The 20,210-nt window shown below is 59.5% G+C and carries 17 protein-coding genes; 7 read left to right on the top strand and 10 right to left on the bottom strand.

All coding sequences use genetic code 11. The features are described from left to right. Positions 1–4: 4 nt before the first annotated feature. Both ACFPM8_RS13025 and ACFPM8_RS13020 read left to right on the top strand, forming a co-directional pair. The gene (locus tag ACFPM8_RS13025; RefSeq protein ID WP_378997985.1) at positions 5–1,276 is read left to right on the top strand and encodes an efflux RND transporter periplasmic adaptor subunit; all 1,272 of its coding nucleotides are present in this window, start codon (positions 5–7) and stop codon (positions 1,274–1,276) included. Between the two features lie 11 nt (positions 1,277–1,287). Continuing rightward, the gene (locus ACFPM8_RS13020) at positions 1,288–2,745 is read left to right on the top strand and encodes an efflux transporter outer membrane subunit (RefSeq protein ID WP_378997984.1); all 1,458 of its coding nucleotides are present in this window, start codon (positions 1,288–1,290) and stop codon (positions 2,743–2,745) included. Here ACFPM8_RS13020 and ACFPM8_RS13015 read toward each other — a convergent pair. Further along, a complete protein-coding gene (locus tag ACFPM8_RS13015) occupies positions 2,699–3,820 on the bottom strand; it encodes a chromate transporter (protein WP_378998002.1) in 1,122 nt (373 codons plus the stop codon). The two genes, ACFPM8_RS13020 and ACFPM8_RS13015, sit on opposite strands and share 47 nt — an antisense overlap. 171 nt (positions 3,821–3,991) lie before the next feature. Between ACFPM8_RS13015 and ACFPM8_RS13010 the strand changes: the two genes are divergently transcribed. Then, positions 3,992–4,390: a MerR family DNA-binding protein gene (locus ACFPM8_RS13010; protein WP_378997983.1), complete on the top strand. Its 399-nt coding sequence runs from the start codon at positions 3,992–3,994 to the stop codon at positions 4,388–4,390. Positions 4,391–4,521: 131 nt separating this feature from the next. Here the strand turns inward: ACFPM8_RS13010 and ACFPM8_RS13005 are convergent, their stop codons facing one another. The 4 genes from ACFPM8_RS13005 to ACFPM8_RS12990 form a co-directional block, all read right to left on the bottom strand. Next, positions 4,522–5,913: a S41 family peptidase gene (locus ACFPM8_RS13005; protein WP_378997982.1), complete on the bottom strand. Its 1,392-nt coding sequence runs from the start codon at positions 5,911–5,913 to the stop codon at positions 4,522–4,524. Positions 5,914–6,104: 191 nt separating this feature from the next. Further along, complete coding sequence (locus ACFPM8_RS13000; RefSeq protein ID WP_378997981.1) at positions 6,105–6,716, bottom strand: outer membrane lipoprotein; 612 nt, start codon at positions 6,714–6,716, stop codon at positions 6,105–6,107. Between the two features lie 114 nt (positions 6,717–6,830). Beyond that, the gene (locus ACFPM8_RS12995) at positions 6,831–8,174 is read right to left on the bottom strand and encodes an LssY C-terminal domain-containing protein (RefSeq protein WP_378997980.1); all 1,344 of its coding nucleotides are present in this window, start codon (positions 8,172–8,174) and stop codon (positions 6,831–6,833) included. Positions 8,175–8,186: 12 nt separating this feature from the next. Beyond that, complete coding sequence (locus ACFPM8_RS12990; protein WP_378997979.1) at positions 8,187–8,786, bottom strand: phosphatase PAP2 family protein; 600 nt, start codon at positions 8,784–8,786, stop codon at positions 8,187–8,189. Between the two features lie 70 nt (positions 8,787–8,856). Here ACFPM8_RS12990 and ACFPM8_RS12985 point away from each other — a divergent pair, with 70 nt between their 5' ends. Beyond that, positions 8,857–10,056: an MFS transporter gene (locus tag ACFPM8_RS12985; protein ID WP_378997978.1), complete on the top strand. Its 1,200-nt coding sequence runs from the start codon at positions 8,857–8,859 to the stop codon at positions 10,054–10,056. Positions 10,057–10,255: 199 nt separating this feature from the next. After that, complete coding sequence (locus ACFPM8_RS12980; protein WP_378997977.1) at positions 10,256–11,698, top strand: GGDEF domain-containing protein; 1,443 nt, start codon at positions 10,256–10,258, stop codon at positions 11,696–11,698. Between the two features lie 3 nt (positions 11,699–11,701). Here the strand turns inward: ACFPM8_RS12980 and ACFPM8_RS12975 are convergent, their stop codons facing one another. From ACFPM8_RS12975 to ACFPM8_RS12955, 5 genes are all read right to left on the bottom strand, one after another. Continuing rightward, positions 11,702–13,282, bottom strand: a complete 1,581-nt coding sequence (locus tag ACFPM8_RS12975; RefSeq protein WP_378997976.1) for a sensor domain-containing diguanylate cyclase — start codon at positions 13,280–13,282, stop codon at positions 11,702–11,704. Positions 13,283–13,421: 139 nt separating this feature from the next. Then, on the bottom strand, positions 13,422–14,483 hold the full coding sequence (locus ACFPM8_RS12970) for a GlxA family transcriptional regulator (protein ID WP_378997975.1): 1,062 nt from the start codon (positions 14,481–14,483) through the stop codon (positions 13,422–13,424). 275 nt (positions 14,484–14,758) lie between these two features. Further along, positions 14,759–15,034 (bottom strand): transposase, encoded by a 276-nt coding sequence (locus tag ACFPM8_RS12965; protein WP_378997974.1) that lies wholly within the window; start codon positions 15,032–15,034, stop codon positions 14,759–14,761. 77 nt (positions 15,035–15,111) lie between these two features. Then, positions 15,112–15,978 carry a hypothetical protein gene (locus ACFPM8_RS12960; protein WP_378997973.1) on the bottom strand — a complete coding sequence of 289 codons (867 nt, stop codon included), beginning with the start codon at positions 15,976–15,978 and terminating at the stop codon, positions 15,112–15,114. A gap of 117 nt (positions 15,979–16,095) precedes the next feature. Next, positions 16,096–16,806, bottom strand: a complete 711-nt coding sequence (locus ACFPM8_RS12955) for a hypothetical protein (RefSeq protein WP_378997972.1) — start codon at positions 16,804–16,806, stop codon at positions 16,096–16,098. Positions 16,807–17,625: 819 nt separating this feature from the next. On the opposite strand from ACFPM8_RS12955, the gene ACFPM8_RS12950 reads away from it, so the two are divergent. After that, positions 17,626–18,498, top strand: coding sequence for a DMT family transporter (locus tag ACFPM8_RS12950; RefSeq protein ID WP_378997971.1), 873 nt, complete (start codon positions 17,626–17,628; stop codon positions 18,496–18,498). Positions 18,499–18,807: 309 nt separating this feature from the next. Then, the gene (gene leuC, locus ACFPM8_RS12945) at positions 18,808–20,208 is read left to right on the top strand and encodes a 3-isopropylmalate dehydratase large subunit (RefSeq protein WP_378997970.1); all 1,401 of its coding nucleotides are present in this window, start codon (positions 18,808–18,810) and stop codon (positions 20,206–20,208) included. Positions 20,209–20,210 lie beyond the last annotated feature (2 nt).

Below are 20,210 nucleotides of genomic sequence, written 5' to 3'. Positions count from 1 at the left end.
TCCAATGACTGTTGACTCAACTGCAAGTCCCATTCCATCCCCCCGTTCCGGCAGCACCAGTCGCAATTTTCTCGTCGCCGCACTGGTGTTGCTGATCGCGTTGGGAGCTGGTTTTTTGCTGTGGAAGGCGCTCTGGCGTCGGTCGCCGCCGGCACCGGCGCCGCAACCGGTACGACTGGAGACGGTTCAGGTGCAGCGCGGCGATGTCGAGCAATCGGTGGCGGCGACCGGAAAATTGCAATTACACAAATACAGCGACGTGCTGGCGCAGGTGTCGGGCCAGGTCAAAGAGGTATTTGTGATGGTGGGGGACGAGGTCAAGACCGGCAAGCGCGTGCTGGAAATCACGCCGACGCTGGCGCCGGCACGGCTGGAGAGTAATCGGGCGCAGCTGGCGCGCTTGCAGGCGGAGTTGTCGGATCAACAGGCGCAGCTGGATTTTGCGGAGCTGCAATTCAAGCGGCAGAGCCAGCTGAAAGCAGAAAACGCGACCCGCGAGGAATCCTTTGAATCCAGCCGCATGAGCATGTATTCCGCTTCTGCCCGGGTGGGGGCGATCAACGCCCAGATCCGCCAGATCGAGTCGACCTTGAAAGATGACGAAGAGACCCGCAAACACACCGAAGTGCTGGCGCCGATCAGCGGCACGGTGGTGTCGCTGTCGGCTCGCGCCGGTCAAATGGTGACGGCCAACGCGCCGACGGCGGCGCTGATGCGGATTGCGGATTTGTCGAGATTGACGGTGCAGGCGCGGGTCGCCGAAATCGACGTGCCGCTTTTGCGCAAGGGCATGACGGCATACTTTACGACCCCGGGTTATCCCGGCAAGCGCTGGTCGGGCAAGTTGCGCCAGGTGATTCCGGTGCCGGCCGACGGTTCGGGCGAACAGGGCAAGCAGACCTTCTACAACGTGCTGTTTGAAGTCGATAACCCGCAACAACAACTGATGAGCGGCATGAGCGCACAGGTTAATTTTGTGCTGGCGCAGGTGCACGATGCGGTGACTTTGCCGGTGGCTGTGCTGGGCCAGGCGGATGTCGACGGCGGCTACACGGTCGCTGTGCTTGACGCCAAGCGGCAAGCACAGCCGCGCAAGATTCGTGTCGGCATCCGCGGCGCGCAGCTGGCGCAAGTGTTGTCGGGACTGGCGCCCGGCGAACAAGTGGTGGTAACGACAGCGCTGGCAGAGGCAAGCGAGAAGCGGCCGTTGACGCCGCCGCCAGCCGGTGCGCCGGCGGCGCTGCATCCATCCCAGAATCCAGCCTCGGCCCATTGATGGCAGTGAACATGAGCATCAACTATTTTCCTATCTTCCGTCGCGCCCCCGCCGCATGTTCGGCATTGATGTTGGCGTTGTTGCTGTCGGGCTGCGCGCATCGGATGGAGTTGCGGGAGCCGGCCCCCGGCGTCGAACTGCCTTCCGGCTGGAGTCTTTCCGCCAGCAACGGCGAGCAGGAATGGCCCGATAACGCCTGGTGGGAGCGTTTCGGCAGCGCCGAATTGACGCAATTGGTGGCGCAAGGGCAATCCAGCAATCTGGAAATCGCCGCGGCGGTATCGCGCGTGCGGCAAGCCGAAGCACAGGCGCGCATCGCCGGCGCGCCGCTGTTGCCGAACGCGGATTTTTCCACCAGCGTCAATCGGGCTGTGCCGCTGGCGTCCAGCGGCAGCGCCAGCACCTCGGCCAGCGGCCTGCTGGAGATCGGCTATGAAGTCGATTTCTGGGGCAAGAACAAGGCCGGTCTGGCGGCCGCGGAAGCCTCGTTGCAAGCCAATCGCTACGACCGCGAGACGGTGGCGCTGACCGTGACCAGCGGCATCGTCTCAACCTATCTGCAAGTGCTGTCCTTACGCGACCGGCTCAACATCGCCCAGCAAAACGTCGCCAATGCGGAACGGGTGCTGAAGCTGGTGGCGGCGCAAAGCCGCGCCGGCGCTGCGTCGCCGCTGGACCTGGCGCGGCAGCGCTCGGCGCTGGCAGGGCAGAAGGCGGTGATTCCCGACCTGATGCAACAGGAGCGCGAAGCGCAAACGGCGCTGGCGATCCTGCTGGGCCGGCCGGCGCAAACCTTTACCGTCAATGCGCAAGGCCTGGACAACATCCTGTTGCCGGAAGTGACTCCCGGCCTGCCTTCCGAATTACTGTCGCGCCGTCCCGATATCCGCCGCGCCGAAGCGCAACTGGCGGCGGCCAACGCCAATCTCGCGGTAGCCCGTGCCGCATTGTTTCCGAGCATCCGCCTGACCGGTTCGGCCGGTGCCCAAAGCAACGCCTTGCTGTCGCTGTTTAACGGCCCCAACTTGCTGGCCAATCTGGGAGCCGGGTTGGTGGCGCCGATCTTCGACGCCGGCCGCCTAAACAATCAGCGCGACCTGGCCATCGCCCAGAAGCAGGAACTGGTGCAGCTGTACCGCTCGACAGTGATTACGGCGCTGTCGGAAGTCGATACCGCGCTGGGCCAGATCCGCAGCCTGGACGAACAGAAAAAATTGAAAAAAACGGAAATGGAGCAAGCCCGTTTTGCGTTTGAATTATCCGAAATCCGCTACCGGGTCGGCGCCGAAGATTTGATGACGGTGCTCGATACCCAGCGCTCGTTGTCGGAAGTGCAGAACGAGTTGGGTCAGATCAAACTGAAGCGCCTGAAGGCCACCGTGTCGCTATACAAGGCGCTTGGCGGCGGCTGGCAGGATGTGCCTAGTGCAGCAGCGGATACAAGGCCAGACCAGCCAGCGCAGCCATGACAACCAGCAGCGGCTCCGGCAGTTTCTTGAATTTCCGCAGCAGCAGGATGCTCAGCAGGGCAATCATGGCGGTCGGCAGGTCGCTGATGGAACGCTTGGCAATCACGATGACGGAACCAGAAATGGCGCCGATCGCCGCCGCCGTGATGCCGTTGACGAAAGCGGTCACGCCCGGCAGCTTGCCGTATTTCTTGAAGTAGGGCGCGGGAATCACGGTAAATAAGTAGCAGGGAATAAAGGTCCCCAACGCCGCGATCGTGGCGCCGGGCAGGCCGGCAATCAGGTAGCCGATGAAGCCGACCGTGATGACCACCGGACCGGGGGTGATCATGGCCACCGCCACCGCATCGATGAACTGTTTGTCGCTCAGCCAGTGGTGCTCGGTGACCACTCCGCCATACAGGAAGGGCACGATGGCCAGGCCGGAGCCAAACACGAAGGCGCCGGCCTTAATGAAAAATATGCCGATCTGCGCCAGCAGCGACACATCCAGCGCGCCGAACCAGCCGCTGGCCAGCGGCAACTGCGCCAGCGCGGCCGCAGGCAAGTTGCCTAGCCACTTTGGCGGCGCGCGCAGCAGCCAGACGGCGACGCCGGCGCCGATAAACAGCCAGGCAACTTCGGATTCAGTCGCCACCGTCACCAGCGCCAGCAGTAAATAAATGGCCCATAACAGCTTGTCTTTGCCTACGCTTTTGAGCGTCAGTTTTTGCGCGCTGATGACGATGATGCCGATCACTGCCGCCCCGACTCCGTAGAACACCGCCTGCATCCAGGGCAGGCCGCCGAAACGCACGTAAGCCCACCCGAGCGCCGCCACCATTAAGAACGATGGAATGACGAAAGCCACGCCGGCTAGCGTCGCACCGAGAATGCGGTAGTGCACATAGCCCATGTAGATGGCGAGTTGGGCCGCGAGCGGGCCTGGCGCCAACTGTGCCAGCGCCAAGCCTTCCTTATAGTCCGCCGGCAAAATCCAATTGCGCTGTTCGACCAGATCGCGCCGCATGTAACCGACCAGCGCGACCGGCCCGCCGAAACCAAACGTGCCCAGGCGCAGCATGTAGCAAATCATTTGCCAGAGAGTGTACGGCGGCGCGCTCAAGGTTTCGCTCACGGTGCGTTCCTTTGCTTAACTGGCTTGGCAAGAATGGGTTTCGCTTCGATGTTAATTATTGTCAAAGTTGCACAAAAAATATTGGCATTTGTATAAAATAATCGCCGTGCCAACTCTGGAGTGAAGACCATGAACCAAAAAATCAGCATCAGCCGCTTGGCCATTATGACCCAGGTCAACCTGGAGACCTTGCGCTCCCTTAAGCGGCGCGGGCTGATCGATGCGCCTGTGCGCCTCAGCAGCGGCCTGCGCAGTTATGGGCCGGCGGATGTGCGACGCATCCTGTTTATCAAGCGTGCGCAGCTGCTGGGATTCTCGCTGGACCAAATCGGCCGCTTGCTGACGCTGGAAGATGCGCGCCCGGATGCTGAAACGCGGGAATTGGCCGCTCGCAAGCTGGGCATGGTGGAATCCAAACTGGACGATTTGATCGCAATGCAACAGGCGCTGACGGCGATCGTCGGCCGCTGCGATGTCGGCAACGGGGAGCGAGGGGGAGCGATTATTCAGGCCTTGGTTGAGGATTAGGCGACCTCTAAAAACCGTAGCGAGCGGGCCAAGGTCGGGGCGAGAAGCGGAGCCGTACGGTTGTACGGCGACGATTTTGTCACCCCTGCAGCCCCGAGATTGGCGAGCTTGCCAAACCCTGCAGTAGGTTTTTAGAGGTCGCCGAGATCAAGCACCCAGCGTCGCAGTGCCTGCGTGTCATCAATATTCCCCTGGAAGCGATAGTTCGGAATCAAAGGTTGATTGTTGCGGCGCGCTCGGTCCCGCCAGACTTTCAACGGCAACATCATCTTCAGGCCGCTAGGGAGATCGACCAGCGCCACGTCGAGGTAGACCGAGTCGGCACTGGTCGGCAAGCCCACGTGCAATGCGCCGGGCACCGACAACACGCAGTCGGCGAAATCAAGGCAGGCGCTGGCGCATCGGGAGTCGGTCAGCAGCACCAGTTTGCCGGCAAACGGCTGCACCGGCTGCGGTGGCGGAGAGGTTTCGGGGACATCGGATTGCTCGACCCATGGTTGTTGATTGGCGAGCGCTTGTTGCAAGTCGTCATGCAGTCTTGCCGCGCTTTTGAATGTTGCGCTGTGTTCGCCATAAGCATGTTCGACATCGCGCATCCGTTCGCCGGTCGCAGCAACGGCAATCGGCGACACCCGCCATAGCGCGATGGCCTGTTGCTGAGGGCCGTCGGGGCGGCGGCCATGGCCTAGCAGCGCGCCTAATAATTCCTGGCCGAGCGCACTGTTGCCGCCCTTATTGCCACGGGTGTCGAATACCACCAGCTTGGCATCTCTAAGCATCCGCACCTGCTCCAGCATCTGCCGCCAGGCTTGGTATTGAGCCTGGTCCGGTCGGAACTGGGTGACATGAATCCAGTAACGCCCTTCGCCCAAGCCGATGATTTGCGGCGACGGCGCCTGCGCGGCGTAGACATCCGGACAGAGCGCCGGCCCGTCCTGCCACAGCATCGAATAAATATGCCGTGCGCCGTCCGCGGACTCGGCAACGCACGAGCGGTAAAGTTTGCGGCCGGCGATCGGGATCGAACTCAAATCCAGGGTAAGAAAGCGCGCCAGATCGCTCCAGGTCGCTTCCAGATTGACCCTGCGGTCAATATAGGGCGCCATATCGCGCAGCAATATCTTGCGCACCGATTGCTGATCGCAAGACAGTAGCCTGGCCCCAAGCGGCGGAGTGGCGACCGGCCAGTCTTGCGCCGCATGCACCACCACCACGTCACCGCCGCGCATATCGACCAGCCAGCCGGCCCATCGTCTCAGTTCCGATGGCTGTGGGTCATAGACCAGCAGATGGCCGTCCTTGAAGCCGACCGAGTAATACCTGAGCGCCGCCAATGCTTGTTCCCGCGACTTGGCCCGGGCTGCTAGCGTGCTTGCATGTCGATAGCCGAACCACAGCCACTGCTTGAAGTTGGGATTTTCATGGTCGATCGCGCCCGGATGGGCGTCGATAATCGTTTGATGTGCGAAATCCAGGTCTTGTCGTGCGACCGCACTCCAGTCGATATTCGCATTGTTTTGCAATTGCATCTCCCCCTGGCTCGACTACCGGCGACGACAGGCATCCGGAAATCATAGCTATTGCAGCCATATTTGACACGGATAATTTACGCTGGTCGTTGTTCGAGGCGGGAGGGGCTTCTACAGGAGGGCTTGGAAGATACCTGTAACGAGCGGCGCGACGATGCGCTCGTTACAGATAGCGAACCGGTTTTTTAATAGCGATACGCTTGATCGCCTTCGATCCGGACGCGGTTGCCGATCCGCATGTCGTTCACGTTTTCCTGCGTGACGGTTTGGTAGCCGCCGTTGTCCAGGCGTATTCCTACCTGATACATATTGCGCACCTGGACATTGTTACGCTGCTCCACCTGGTTGCCGAGCATGGCGCCGCCTATTGCGCCGGCGACGGTAGCAACGGTTCTGCCGCGGCCGCCGCCGATTTGGGTCCCGACCAATCCGCCGACCACGCCGCCCAGCACCGTACCCACCATGCCGTTGCTATTGCCGCCGGTTTGTTGCTGCACCACCTGGATCGAGTCGATCACGCCGGATAGCTGGTTATGCGATTGCGCAGGCGCGGGATAGGTTTGCGCAGGGGGATATTGCTGTGAACTGACCGGGTAAGGCTGAGGATTCGGTTGCGAATACTGCTGTGAGTACGGTTGCGAATATGGCTGTGAATACGGTTGTGCCGCCGGCTGTGGAGACAATTGCGACAGGAGTTGCGAATACGGCTCAGACGGCATGCCGTAGGGGCTGGCACAGCCGCTCAGGATGGCGCTGGCGACGAGCAGTGTGGCGGGTATGGCAAAGTATTTCTTCATGTTGGTTCTCTGGTGAAATGATGTCCGTATTTAACGTCCGGCGCGAAACTCCCGGCATTAACAAGAAGTAAGGATTGCAACAATCTGTATCAATCCACTTGAATCAGGCAATCGTTACCGGACCAGCAGCACGCCGGTGTCGTGCCGTTGCCGACGTTGCACCGACAAACGCTGGCTTTGCAGGTCCTGCTCCAGTAGCGGCAGCGGCGCGTTGAAATCGCTCGCGGTCCTGGCGAGTGTGATCATGCCGATCGGATGTTGCAGACGCTCAAGCGTCACCATGCCGCTCCATAGCCGGCTTGGCGGCTCGCCGCTAACGGTCTCGACCTTGTAGCGCATCGGCCAGAGGCGAATCACCAGGCGCTGGCGCGGATTGAGGACTTTGACATAGGTGATTTTCTGGACCCGGCCGCGGTCGTATTTCGGCAGCACCGGCAGTTGCTGGATCGGCGTATCGGCCAGCAGCCATAGCAACATGGTTTTTGAGCTCCACGATTCGGCGTGCTGCCAACCGGCGGCGCTCAGCGTTGCGCCAATCTGCGCGGCGCTGCCGACCCACTGCAGCGAAAAAGGCTCTTCCAGGTCGCCGTCAAGCTCGGAACGTGCGCGCGGCAGCAGGCGCCAGCCGCCGCCGCCCCAATCTGCCAGCGGCATGCTGGCCGCAACTGGATGATGCGCATAGCGTTCGCCATCGGCGCTGAGAAGATCTCCGACATACAAGCCGGCGACCAAGCCGAGCGTGATCACCAGCGCCAGCAAAGCGATGCGCAGCAAGAGCCCTGGCTTGCCGCGCAGGCGCCGGGCAGTGTGCTCGCGCAGCCATTTGATGTGCGGCCTGAGTTGCTGATACGCCCGATACGCGATGCGCACCAGCTTGCCGGCTCCCCATAACACCAGCGCGAGCACCAGCAGCACGACCACCAGACGCGAGCTGACGGCGCCGGCCAGCTGCAGCGAAGCGCCGAACAACGCGCCCGGAATAAGGTGGATGGCGGCCCAAGCCACGGCCGACAGACTGTTCATGACGTAAAACGGTAGCGCCGGCATGCCGCTCATGCCTGCGACCACCGGCACGATGGCCCGCACCGGCGCCAGGAAGCGGCCAAAAAACACGCTCTTGCCGCCGTGCTTGAAGAAATACGCCTGTCCACGATTTAATAAGCCGGGGTAATTCTTCATCGGCCAGATGGTGGGGATGTGTTCTCGATAATGATGGCCAAGCCAATAGCTGATACCGTCGCCCAGAATCGCGCCGCTGACGGCGGCGGCCACAGTCCACCACGGATTGAGCGCGTTGAGTCCGAGCAGCGCGCCGCCGATGAAGACGATCGAGCTGCCGGGCACGATGGTGCCGATGACGGCCAACGCCTCCAGCAGCGACGCCGCAAACACTGCGCCCAGCGCAATCATCGGGTGCGCCGCAAAATAGCCGATCAGCGTTTGCAAATGCGACCCCATATCTGCTTCTTTCTACCTACGTACCCAACCTTTGGCAATCGGTAGCGCGAAGACTGCCCGGTACGGAATTTCCAATACGGAGAGGGCGCGGTTGCCGAGCTGCCGGTTTGCCAGCAGACGGACTACCAGCCAGCCGCTGCCGACTGCGACACAGAGCGCGCCTATCATGTCAAACGGAAAATGAACGCCGAGATAAACCCGTGCCCAGCCGACCGGTATCCCCAGCAGCAGGACCGGGATGCCGAACCGGCGCAATGAAGAAAAGCACAAGGAGAAGCCTAGCGTGAAAATCACGGTGGCATGATCGCTGGGGAAGGACGAATCCGGTTGATGGTCCAGGAAGGTATTGCCCAGGCCGATCATGAACGGGCGCGGATGCGGCCAGACGGCACTGATCAATTGGCTGCAGGCCAACGCAAAACCGATGCTCATGGTGGCTGTCAATGCCGCGGCGCGCTGCTTGGGCGTTCCCCATAACCACATCGCCGTCAATAACAGCGGTACGCCGTAAATCAGTGTTTCAGCAAGAAAGTTTGCTACTGCCAATGCCTCGGGGGTGGGGTGGGCGCTGGCGTTGATCAGCAAGAATAGCGTGTGGTTCAGTTGTTCCAAAATAAGTCCTGGTTGGTTTAAACAGTCTCGGAGTGGACATATGATACTTAAGATCCCCAGGAGCAAAACAATGAAGCCATTGTCGCCAGGCGCTACGCCAACGCTTCCCATCCCACGCGTGATTTGGGCGCTGGGTTTGGTCAGCTTGTTCATGGATCTTTCTTCCGAGCTGGTGCACAGTTTGTTGCCGGTGTTCCTGGTCGGGACGTTGGGCGCCAGCGCCTTGACGGTCGGCCTGATCGAAGGCGTGGCCGAGGCTACCGCCCTGATCGTCAAAATCTTCTCCGGCGCCATCAGCGATTTCATCGGCAAGCGCAAAGGCCTGCTGCTGCTTGGTTATGGCTTGGCGGCATTGAGCAAACCGCTGTTCCCGCTGGCGACCTCGGCCGCCACGGTGTTTGTCGCGCGCTTCCTGGACCGGATCGGCAAAGGCATACGCGGTGCGCCACGCGATGCCCTGATCGCCGACGTCGCGCCGTTGGCGATCCGCGGCGCCTGTTTTGGCTTGCGGCAATCGATGGACACTGTCGGCGCGGTTCTCGGGCCGTTGCTGGCGATCGTGTTGATGCTGGTCTTGGGCGGCAACATTTCCCTGGTGCTGTGGTTTGCCGTGCTACCGGCGCTGGTTGCGGTGGGATTGATCGTGACCAGTGTGACCGAAGTCACGCAAGATCCTGTCGTCCATCGCTTCCGGTCGCCGATCCGCTGGCATGTGCTGCGGCGTTTTTCCAAGCGCTTCTGGTGGGTGGTCACGGTGGGGGCGGTATTTACGCTGGCCCGTTTTAGCGAAGCTTTCCTGATCCTGTGTGCGCAGCAGCTCGGGTTGTCGATGACGTGGGTACCGTCGGTGATGGTGGTGATGTCGCTGTTTTATGCGCTGTCGGCCTATCCGGTGGGAAAGTGGTCCGATCGCATCGAGCGCTCATGGCTGCTGGCGGCCGGGCTGGTGTTGCTGGTGGCCGCCGACCTGGTGCTGGCGCAGGCCGCCTCGATTGCCTGGGGCATGCTGGGAGTCGCGTTGTGGGGCTTGCACATGGGATTTAGCCAGGGAATCCTGGCGGCGCTGGTGGCGGACACCACGCCGGCCGAACTCAAGGGCACCGCGTTTGGCGTATTCAACCTGGTGAGCGGTCTGTGCATGCTGCTGGCCAGCGTCATCGCCGGCTGGTTGTGGCAATACCATGGCTCGGCGGTCACTTTCCATGCCGGCGCGGTATTTTCGGCGATGGCATTGTTGCTGATCAGGAAACTGTCTGCAAGCCGTGAGTAATATGGATTTCAAACAGTGAAAACTGACAATTTGCGAGCGCAATTTCATAGTGAACATACGATTTGCGCGCCCAATTTCATATTGGACATACGGCTGCGATCCTCCTATGCTACAGTTCTCGAAGGCAATAAGTTTCGATCTGAGGTCGCGCCTGCAAGCTAGCATGTCGAGCGGCCCAATCTTGCGTAGGGAGTACAAAATGCTACTCGACAGCACCCAGTATTTCGATCGCCCATCCGTAGTGCCGCCGCCGGACACGGGGCGCATCCAGCGCACTATCCGTGTTATCACCCAGGTTTATTCGACTTTCTTGTTGGTCCTGTTCGGGCTGCTGCCGCTGGCGGCAATCGCTTATTTGTCTGCGTTCCAGAGTCCGGCGTTGCTGTTCGAGGAGCACCCGTTTCACGAACTGGTGATTTGGGTGGCGACGCTGGAGGGGCTGTTTGTGTCGTATGTCACATGGCGCTGCTACAAGCATTCGGGCGAACCGTTTTTACGCTGGCTGACGCTCGGTTTTCTCGGCTTCACGCTGATCTATTTGCCGCATGGTTTGTTTACCGGCATGGCGCATGAACACATGTGGCTGTTCCTGTTGTACGGCCCGGCTTCGCGGCTCTTCATGGGAGTGTGCTTTTTTGTTGGCCTGCTCTCCTATGGCGCCGCGGTCGATCCCGCCGGGCAACGGGGGCGGGTCGCGTATTGGGGCGGATGGCTGGCTGTTGTCGGCTTGATCATTGTGGCTGTCGGCGTCATCGCCTTATCCCCGCTAGGGGCGCACCCGGCTGTGCGGTTGTCGATGGAAATCGCTTCTTTGGTGATTGCGCTGCTCGGCATCGTGGTGGTCTTTGCGCGCGGCATTCGCTCGCCGCTGATGACGACTTTTTTCACGCTGTCGCTGGCCTTTTTTGCACAGTCTTCGATTGCCTTTGTGTTGGGCAAGCCATGGAACCACATGTGGTGGCTGGCCCACGTGATTTTTGCCAGCGGATTCTTTTTATTGAGTTACGGGGTGGTCAGCGCCTATCTCACAACTCGCGCCTTTTCGACCGTATTGAGCCAGGAAGAGCTGATGGCGCAACTCAGGATGAGCAATGCCCGTACCGAGAGTGCGCTGGCCGAGTTGCGCGCTACCCATGAGCAACTTGAGCATCAGGCGGCGACCGACTGGCTCACCGGCGCTGCCAACCGCAGGGATTTTCTGGCCAGAACCGATGTGGAAATTTCCCGCGCCGCGCGCACCGGTGCGCCGTTATCGCTGCTGGCGCTGGATCTCGATCACTTCAAGCACATTAACGATCGTTACGGTCATCAGGCGGGGGACGACTTGCTGAAGAAATTCGTGTCGCAAATGACGACGATCCTGCGCCCGAGCGACATCATCGGCCGTTTCGGCGGCGACGAATTCGTGATTGCGCTGCCGGACACCACGCGCGAGGTGGCTGCCAACATCGGCGAGCGTTGCCGCATCCAGCTTGAAAACAACGTCAAGATCGTGCAGGACCCGCGGGTGAAATTCGGCATGTGCATCGGGGTCGCAGAATTCGGACTGGACGGCAATACGCTGGAGCAGTGTCTCAGCATCGCCGATGAGCGTCTGTACCGGGCCAAGGAAGCTGGCCGGAATCAGGTGGTGGCGATGTAAATATCAGGCCGGCGGCGCGGATTGCGCGTCGGCGTGTGAGCAAACGCGATTGCGGCCGCTGGATTTTGCCGCATAGAGCGCTTTGTCCGCCGCCTGAATCAGTTCCAGCGGCGTATTGCCGTCCCTGACCGGAACGAAGGCATCGACCCCGGCGCTGAGTGTGACGACGCCGGCCGGATTACGGGGATGCACTATCTTCAAGTCAATGATCCCGAGACGGATCTTTTCGGCCACGGCCATGGCGCCTGCCAGGCTGGTATTGGGCAGCAAAACCGCGAGCTCCTCACCGCCGTAACGGGTGGCCAGATCGCCCGGACGATTTTGTCCGGTTTTGACGACCTGGCTGATCCGTTGTAAGCATGCATCGCCCGCCAGATGACCGTAGGCGTCGTTGTATTGCTTGAAGTAATCCACGTCCATCATGATCAAGGCCAGCGAGCTGCCATTGCGCATGGCGCGGATGAATTCGTCCCGTAGCGCAGTGTCGAAATGGCGGCGATTGGCGAGTCCGGTCAAGGCGTCGTGCAGCGCCAGCTGTTCCAGGCTCTGGTTGATCGCTTTCAGGGAATCCTGGACCACCAGCAAGTCGGCCTCGACCAGCAGGCGCAGGTTGATCTGGTGAATCAAACGCCATCCCAGCAATCCCAATGCCAGCGCCAATATTGCGCTGCCGATCAAATGCAGATAGGTATTGGTGCGCCAGTCCGCGAACACGTCGTCTTTTGATCGCAATACGTTAAGGAACAAGGGGTAGCGGTCCAGATGGTGATAGGCGATCAGTCGTTCCACGCCGTCCTGGCCGGTGACCAAGGTGACGCTGGCGGCGGTATTTTTGGCGGTGGCGTCGCGAAAGATCGGGAAAACGGTCATGTTTTTTCCGATCGCATCTTCGAAGAAAGGACGCCGCACCAGTATGGTGCCATTGTCCAGGCTGAGGATGATCGCACCGCCGCGGCCGATGTCGAAACTGTCGTAATAGGCTTTGAAGTAGATGATGTCGACGCTCGCCAGAACCACGCCGGCGAAGCTGCCGTCAGCGTGATTGAAACGTCTCGATACGGTAACGACCCATGCGCCGTTGAATCGGCTGCGCGCAGGCGTGCCTATATGCGGTCCGCGAGCGGGATTGCTGCGATGAAAAACGAAATAATCCCGATCGGCATTGCTGATGCTCGGCAATTGCGTGTTGCGCGCATGGATCAGCGTTTGGCCGTTTTTATCGTCTATGGATAGATCATTGAGCTGAGGTAATTCAGCGACGTAGGTCGGCAATAGTTTGTGCAAGCGTTGTAGTGCGACGGGACTGCTTCCCTCCAGTTCCAGTTGCTCGCTCAAGCCTGCCAGCACGGCATCGACTTGCTTGAGCGTGCTGTCGGCGTGCTGTGACAGCGCGCGTACCAATTGCGAACTTTCCACTTCCGCCTGGTGCAGCTGGATGGCGCGCGCGCTCCAACTGCGCAAACCTTCAATCGCCAGCAAGGAGGCGCAAACCAGGACGACGAAGGCGGTCGCCAGGAAAGCGATCGGCACTGGTTGTATTTTCAGGCGCGCCTGGCGCGGCGGGATCACGGCGGTAGTGTTCATCGAAGTGCTTGCCGAGCCAGTCCTGGGAAAAATCACTCTGCTATTGCTGTTGTTCCTCCAGCGCGGCCTATCGAGAAAAAAGCCGTAGTGCGGTGCCGATTGCTTGCTTGGAAATGCAGTGAACTCACTGTCGCGGTGATCAAGCGAACTGGCTGATATTTTTCGATAGTCGGTTGCCCTTGCGATATTCGGTCGGAGAAGCGGACATATGTTTGCGGAACAGTTTGGCTACGTGCTCACCACTGAATAAGCCGCAACGCCGGGCTATTTTGTCGATCGGCAAATCGGTTTCGGTCAATTGCTGGCGTACCGCGTCCAGTCGTAGCTTGAGCAGGAAGTCGTGCGGGGTTTGCCCGGTCTCGCGCTTGAACTGACGCACGAAATTGCGCTCGCTCATGGAAACGAAATTTGCGGCATCGGCGGCGCTGATGGGTTCGGCCAGATGTTCGACGAACCATAAGGATGCCTTGTGGATTTTATTGGTTTTTGCCGGTTCGCTGGATGGCGCGGCGTGGGTCCTATGGGTGGTGTGGCTGGCGGGCGAGGTGTCCCGGCGGCGCTGACATACGACGATACTTTCGGCCACCCGACGCGCCACGGATGGGCCGAGATCGCTTTCCAGCAAACGTAGCGCCAGATCGGCTGCCATGCCGACATCGCATGACGTAAAAATGTCATCGTCTTCGGTGATCTGCGCTTCCCGATCAATCCTGATTTGCGGAAATTCACGCGCCAGCTTGTCCAGTAGCGCCCAGTGCGTGGTGGCACGGCGGTTGTTCAGGAATCCGGCAGCGCCGAGCACGAACACGCCGGTGCAGATGGCGGCGATGCGACGCACGTTACCGCGCATTTTCTGCAGCCATGCGAGCAGCTCGGGATCGTGGTAAGCGTCGAAACTGCCAGTGCCGCTGGCGATCAGGAGGGTATCGAATCGGCAGTCGTCGAACGATGCCAGCGCTGCCGTCATGATCTGCACTGAAGCGGATGACATGACCATGCCGCCGGCGATCGAGAGCACCGACACGGCGTAGCGCGTGGTGCCAGGGAATACGGTGGAAATAAGTTTGTCGCCAATGCCAAAAACGTCTGCTGCGCCAACGACGTCGGCTAATACGACGCCATCGAAAACGATGATGCCAATATGTCTGGTCGCGCTGCTGTCGTCTATCGCTTCAAGTGTCTTTAAGCACCCGATATCCATGAGACTCTCCCTACAGCATGTCTTACTTCTTATTGCTGGTTGGCAAATTTTCATTAATAAATTGCCTACACTTATTCTTATCTAAAACTAAGAATTGTCCAGTTTTTTATTGTTATATATCCGCGTACATGGGATTGGCGTGCGTTAGCTGGGGCAAACGCAGGAACATATTCTGATGGCAACGGCGTAGCCGGCCGAGATGAGTTTTCACCAGGTGCGGCGCTGGACGGTCGTGTTGTCGCCAGTCCGCCTGCACCATGGTTCGCTGAAAAAAATCAGTCGGGGAAATTATAGGATTCATTACTCCCTCGATGGTCGTTCAGCGCATCCTGCAGACGAGAATTTTCCAGTGTCAGCTCGGCCACGATTTGTTTCAGTTTGGCATTTTCTTCCAGCAGGTTTTTCAAGGCGTTCGGATAAGCGGGAAGGGCGCCGTACTGTTTCTTCCAATTGAGGAAGGTGCGTTCGCTAATCCCTGCCTGACGCAGTACATCGGCCAATGGCATGCCAAGCTCCTCCTGTTTGAGAGCGGCAGCAATCTGCTCGCTCAAGACTGGCTTTTGCTTCATGGCAGACCCTCGTGTTGTCTTTATTGTCTCTGCTGCTTCTGCTGTTCTTGCATTGGAATTTAATGATCTTTAGCCAAGGAAAGATCAGGCAAAGGATCCATGCCAAGCCGGGATCGGATAATTGGATCGTTGACCTGTGGTTGCACTACATTGCTTGTGCTGGTTGCTCCCACACTGCTTGCGCTGTTTTGTCCTATCACGCTGCCGGCGCCGCTATGGCCTATGTCGGTGGAAGGCGCAGTTGCCGCCGGTTTTTCCATGCCGGGGCAAGAACGGCCGGTGGACTCGACGGCCTTGCGATTTGCCTCGCCTTGGCACAGTAGCGCAAGCGCAACGTCATTCATGCCCATTGAGCGAAACTCCCGGGCATCGAGTCGACGCACGCAGGCCTGATCCACCATGGTGGAAGCGGCGGTCGCACCAAAACCGGTGACCGACACGCCAAACGATACCGAGCCCATGCAAGTGTCGGACAAGGTGGTGGTCAACGATGGCGCCACGACATTCGGGGTGGTCTTGATCGAATAACTGCCGGTGTAATCAACCGTCGCCTTGGTATTGTTCGGGCTGCTGCCGGGATCGCCCACGGCTGACGTGGTTGCGCCGGCTGCGGTGCCAGTGCCTGATGTGCCGGATGCGGTGCTAGGCAAGGTAACCGACAGGGTCACATTGGCGCTGCCGCCGGCTGCTCTTGAGGTGCCGCCGGTTGCATTCGCACCTGAGGTGCCTGCGACGGTGTTGGTCGCTGTGCCGCCGGTTGCCGAACCACCCGATGCGGCTCCGCCAGCACCGCCGGCACCACCAGATGAGGTCGAGGTGGAGTTGGATGACGAGGTTGGTGCTGGCGCCGGTGCGGATGATTCGTGGGCCACTGCTGGTACTGTGAATATTGAGGCTACCAGAATACCTATAAGGTGGCGTTTCATGGTTTCTCCTTCGTAATATTGGTATTGCAAACCAGAGGGAAAGTCGCCTTTCCCTCTCCCTCCGGCACTCTCTACTCATCAGTAGCCGAGGCGTAGCTAGTCGTAGCTCTTGGTGGCCTACTTCGCAATAGCTTTGGCCCATGCATCGCCGCCTGCACCACCGTCGCCGCCAATTGCTTTGCCGGTCCAGGTGTCGCCGCCGATGTTGACTGATTTAGCCCAGCCTGCGGTATTGCTGTTGTAGTCAGCCGAAGAATTGGCATTGCCGGTGCTGGACGATTGATAGCCACCGCTGGCGAGTGAATTGCCATTGTTGGACTGGACGCTGCCGTAGGTGCCTCCTACCTTGGTCGAGCCGGAAGCAGCAAGGCCGCCGCTGGCACTGGCGTCGCCGCCACTAACTCCCCCTGAGACTTTTGAATGATTTCCGACAGAGGCGCCGCCACCAGTAGCGGAGCCGCTGCTGACAGCAGGATTGCCGCCGCCAGTTGCGCTGCCGCCAGTCGTATTGCCGGCGCTGGTTGCGCCACCGCTGGACGTCACACCACCTTGCCCGGTCCAGTTGCCGCCAGTGTTAGCCACGCCGGCGGTGTTGGTTTGGGTTGCAGCGCCGCCGGTTGCAGTGCCGCCGGTCGATGCTCCACCAGTGGCAGCACCGGAACTTGCAGCCCCGCCGTTGCCGCCGAGCCCGCCAGTTGAATTGGCAGATGCGGCAGAAGTGATGGTGGGGGTAATGGTGGTGGTTGTGGTGGTAGTTGAGCCTGACCATGCGAATGCCGAGACTGCGAACAATGCAGTGATGGATGCGGCAAGAATTTGCTTTTTCATCTTTGTTTCTCCTGAGGTTTTGGGGCTTATTCACCTGTGTGTCTCGCCTATACGCCCCGATCTATAGACAAGAGTTGCCATAGGCAGCAGTCATGTTTGCAACGCACTGAGTCGCGCAAGTTCGTCTGATGAAAACGAGCTTCAAATGCGGCAACAGGAATTGCGAATGGCTAGCAGCCTCAAAACGAAAATGTCTTTTTTCGACAGCTGGCAGCGTGATCGGCGTGTGGGTCTTTGTGTTGATCAACACCGATGCTGTCGAAGAAGTGCGTTTGCGTTGATCTGATAATAGGAGTGCTGATCAAGGTGTTAATGACAAAACCCTGTCAGGTTCGGACAGCGGCGATGGCGGATTTGGCTAGTTTTCCAAAATCGGCAACGGCTGCGACAGAATGGTAAAAACCGCCAAGGAGGGGTGGGCGGTTATTGTATTTACGTCAAATTTGACAAGCTATTAATGATGGGAAATAAGGGGCGGAAATAAGGCCGGTAACTATCGGTCGATGACGAGGCAAGCTCAACCGTGCATAAGCTGAGATGGCGTCCCGTCGCGCCCGGCGTTCAGTTGGCGAAAGCCATCATCGAGCGGTAACCGGAATCGATGCGCTCGATCTCGCGTCATATATTTTTTGGCGGACATTTCTTCGCTGCTGTTTTTCTGGGATGATGCTCGATTGCAAAAATCTGCGGCATGTGCATCCATGTCCGAATTTGACCAGACCGTTTGTTTTAGTCCGCTTACAATCCGGGTGCGATGTGCGTTTTGCCAAATCCAGCAGTACCATCGCTGTCCACTTCAATCCGAACGCAAAGCCAACAATGAATATCGTCGAACTTTTGATTCTCGCCGCCATCTGGGGCGCATCCTTTCTTTTCATGCGCGTCGGCACGCCGGAGTTTGGCCCGGTGCCGCTGATCGCCTTGCGGGTAGGCATAGCAGCGGTGGTATTGCTGCCGGTGCTGCGCTCGGCCGCCTCCCGCGATCATCTGCGCAAGAATGCCGGGCCGCTGCTGTTGCTCGGGATTGTCAATTCGGCGCTGCCTTTTTGCCTGTTCGCGTACTCGACGCTCTACCTGAGCGCCGGCTTCGATGCGATCCTGAACGCGACCATGCCGCTGTGGACGGCGCTGATTGCCTTCTTGTGGTTGAGGACCCCAATGGCGCGCACCCAGGTGATCGGCTTGCTGGTCGGCATGGTGGGGGTGTTGACGCTGGTGTGGAACAAGATCGGCGAGGGCCTGCCCAGTGTCTGGCTGGCGATTGCTGCGGTGCTGCTGGCCACGCTGTTCTACGGCATCGCCATCAATTATTCGAAACAGCGGCTGGCCGGCGTGCCGCCGTTCGTGGTCGCCTTCGGCAGCCAGTTTTTTGCCACCGTGGTACTGCTGCCGCTGGCGCTGCTGTATTGGCCCGCGGTGCCGATTTCATCGACCGCCTGGTACGCGGTGCTCGGCTTGGGGGTGCTCTGCACCGGTATCGCCTACGCCATTTTCTACCGCTTGCTGGAAAGCGCCGGTTCCGCCTATACCGCTTCGGTGACGTTTCTGATTCCTATCTTCGGCATGATCTGGGGCGCGATTTTCCTGAAGGAGGAAGTGACGCCGACCATGCTGGCGGGTTGCCTGATCGTCCTGTTCGGGACCGCCCTGGCGACCGGGAAACTCACGGCTTTGCGCTTTGGGCGACCGTGACAATAGGGCACCTCTAAAAACCTACTGCAGGGTTTGGCAAACTCGCCAATCTCTGGGCTGCAGGGGTGACATATTCGTCGCCGTACCTCCGTACGGCTGCGCTTCTTCCCCAGACCTTGGGCCGCTCGCTACGGTTTTTAGGGAGGGGGCAATAGCTTGACTCGAGAGCAACAAAGCTGGTTGAAATGATGGTGGCACTTGCTGTTTTGCCATCGCATTCGCTGCAAGCAAAAGGGTTTGGCGTCCGCATCTATGGCATAATCAAGAGCTAAATTCACTGTTTTGCGCGGCCTCGAACGCGAATCGATCATGCTAAAAACGCTCTACGACAAACTCTGGGAATCTCACGTCGTCCATACCGAAGAGGATGGCACGGCGATTCTATATATCGATCGTCATCTGTTGCATGAAGTGACCAGCCCCCAGGCTTTCGAGGGGCTGCGCCTGGCAGGCCGCCAGCCGTGGCGGGTTCCGGCCAATCTGATGGTGGCCGACCACAACGTGCCGACCACCGATCGCGCCAACGGCATCGCCGACCAGACCTCGCGTCTGCAAGTCGAGACGCTGGACGCCAATGCCAAGGCTTATGGGCTGACCTATTTCAGCATGAGCGACCACCGTCAGGGCATCGTCCATGTGATCGGGCCGGAGCAGGGCGCTACCTTGCCCGGCATGACCGTGGTGTGCGGCGATTCGCACACCTCGACCCACGGCGCGTTCGGCTGTCTGGCGCACGGCATCGGCACTTCCGAAGTCGAGCACGTGCTGGCCACTCAGACCCTGCTGGCCAAAAAATCCAAATCCATGCTGGTGCAAGTCGACGGCGAGATTCCGAACGGCATCACGGCCAAAGACATCGTGCTGGCGATCATCGGCAAGATCGGCACCGCAGGCGGTACCGGCTACGCGATCGAATTCGCCGGTTCGACCATCCGCGCATTGTCGATGGAAGGCCGCATGACAGTCTGCAACATGGCGATTGAAGCCGGTGCGCGGGCCGGCATGATTGCGGTCGATGACACCACCATCGATTACGTCAAAGGCCGTCCGTTCTCTCCGTCAGGGCCACATTGGGACCTTGCAGTAGATTACTGGCGCACTTTGCATTCCGATCAGGGCGCCAAGTTCGACCTGGTGGTGACGCTGGATGCCACTGAAATCAAACCGCAAGTGACCTGGGGCACATCGCCTGAAATGGTGGTGGCGATCGACGGCCGAGTGCCGGATCCTGATCAGGAAAAAGACGCCACCAAGCGGGACGGCATGGAAAAGGCGCTGGCCTACATGGCGTTGAAGCCGAATACTGCGATGCAAGATATCCTGATCGATAAAGTGTTTATCGGCTCCTGCACCAATTCCCGGATCGAGGATTTGCGCGCGGCAGCAGCCGTGGTGCGCGGCAAATTCCGCGCGTCCAACGTCAAGCTGGCGATGGTGGTGCCGGGTTCCGGGCTGGTCAAGGAGCAGGCCGAAAGCGAAGGGCTGGACAAGATTTTCAAGGATGCCGGATTCGAATGGCGCGAGCCGGGCTGTTCCATGTGCCTGGCAATGAATGCCGATCGGCTGGAGCCGGGCGAACGTTGCGCCTCAACCTCCAACCGTAATTTCGAAGGCCGCCAGGGTGCCGGCGGCCGGACCCATCTGGTGAGTCCGGCAATGGCTGCGGCGGCCGGTATCGCAGGTCATTTCGTTGATGTCCGTTCCCTGTAAGA

Source organism: Paraherbaspirillum soli, assembly GCF_042654985.1.
In the GTDB taxonomy this organism is placed as follows: Bacteria; Pseudomonadota; Gammaproteobacteria; order Burkholderiales; family Burkholderiaceae_D; genus Paraherbaspirillum; species Paraherbaspirillum soli.
Note: the sequence above shows the minus strand (reverse complement) of the source record. Positions and strands in the feature narration are given on the sequence as shown.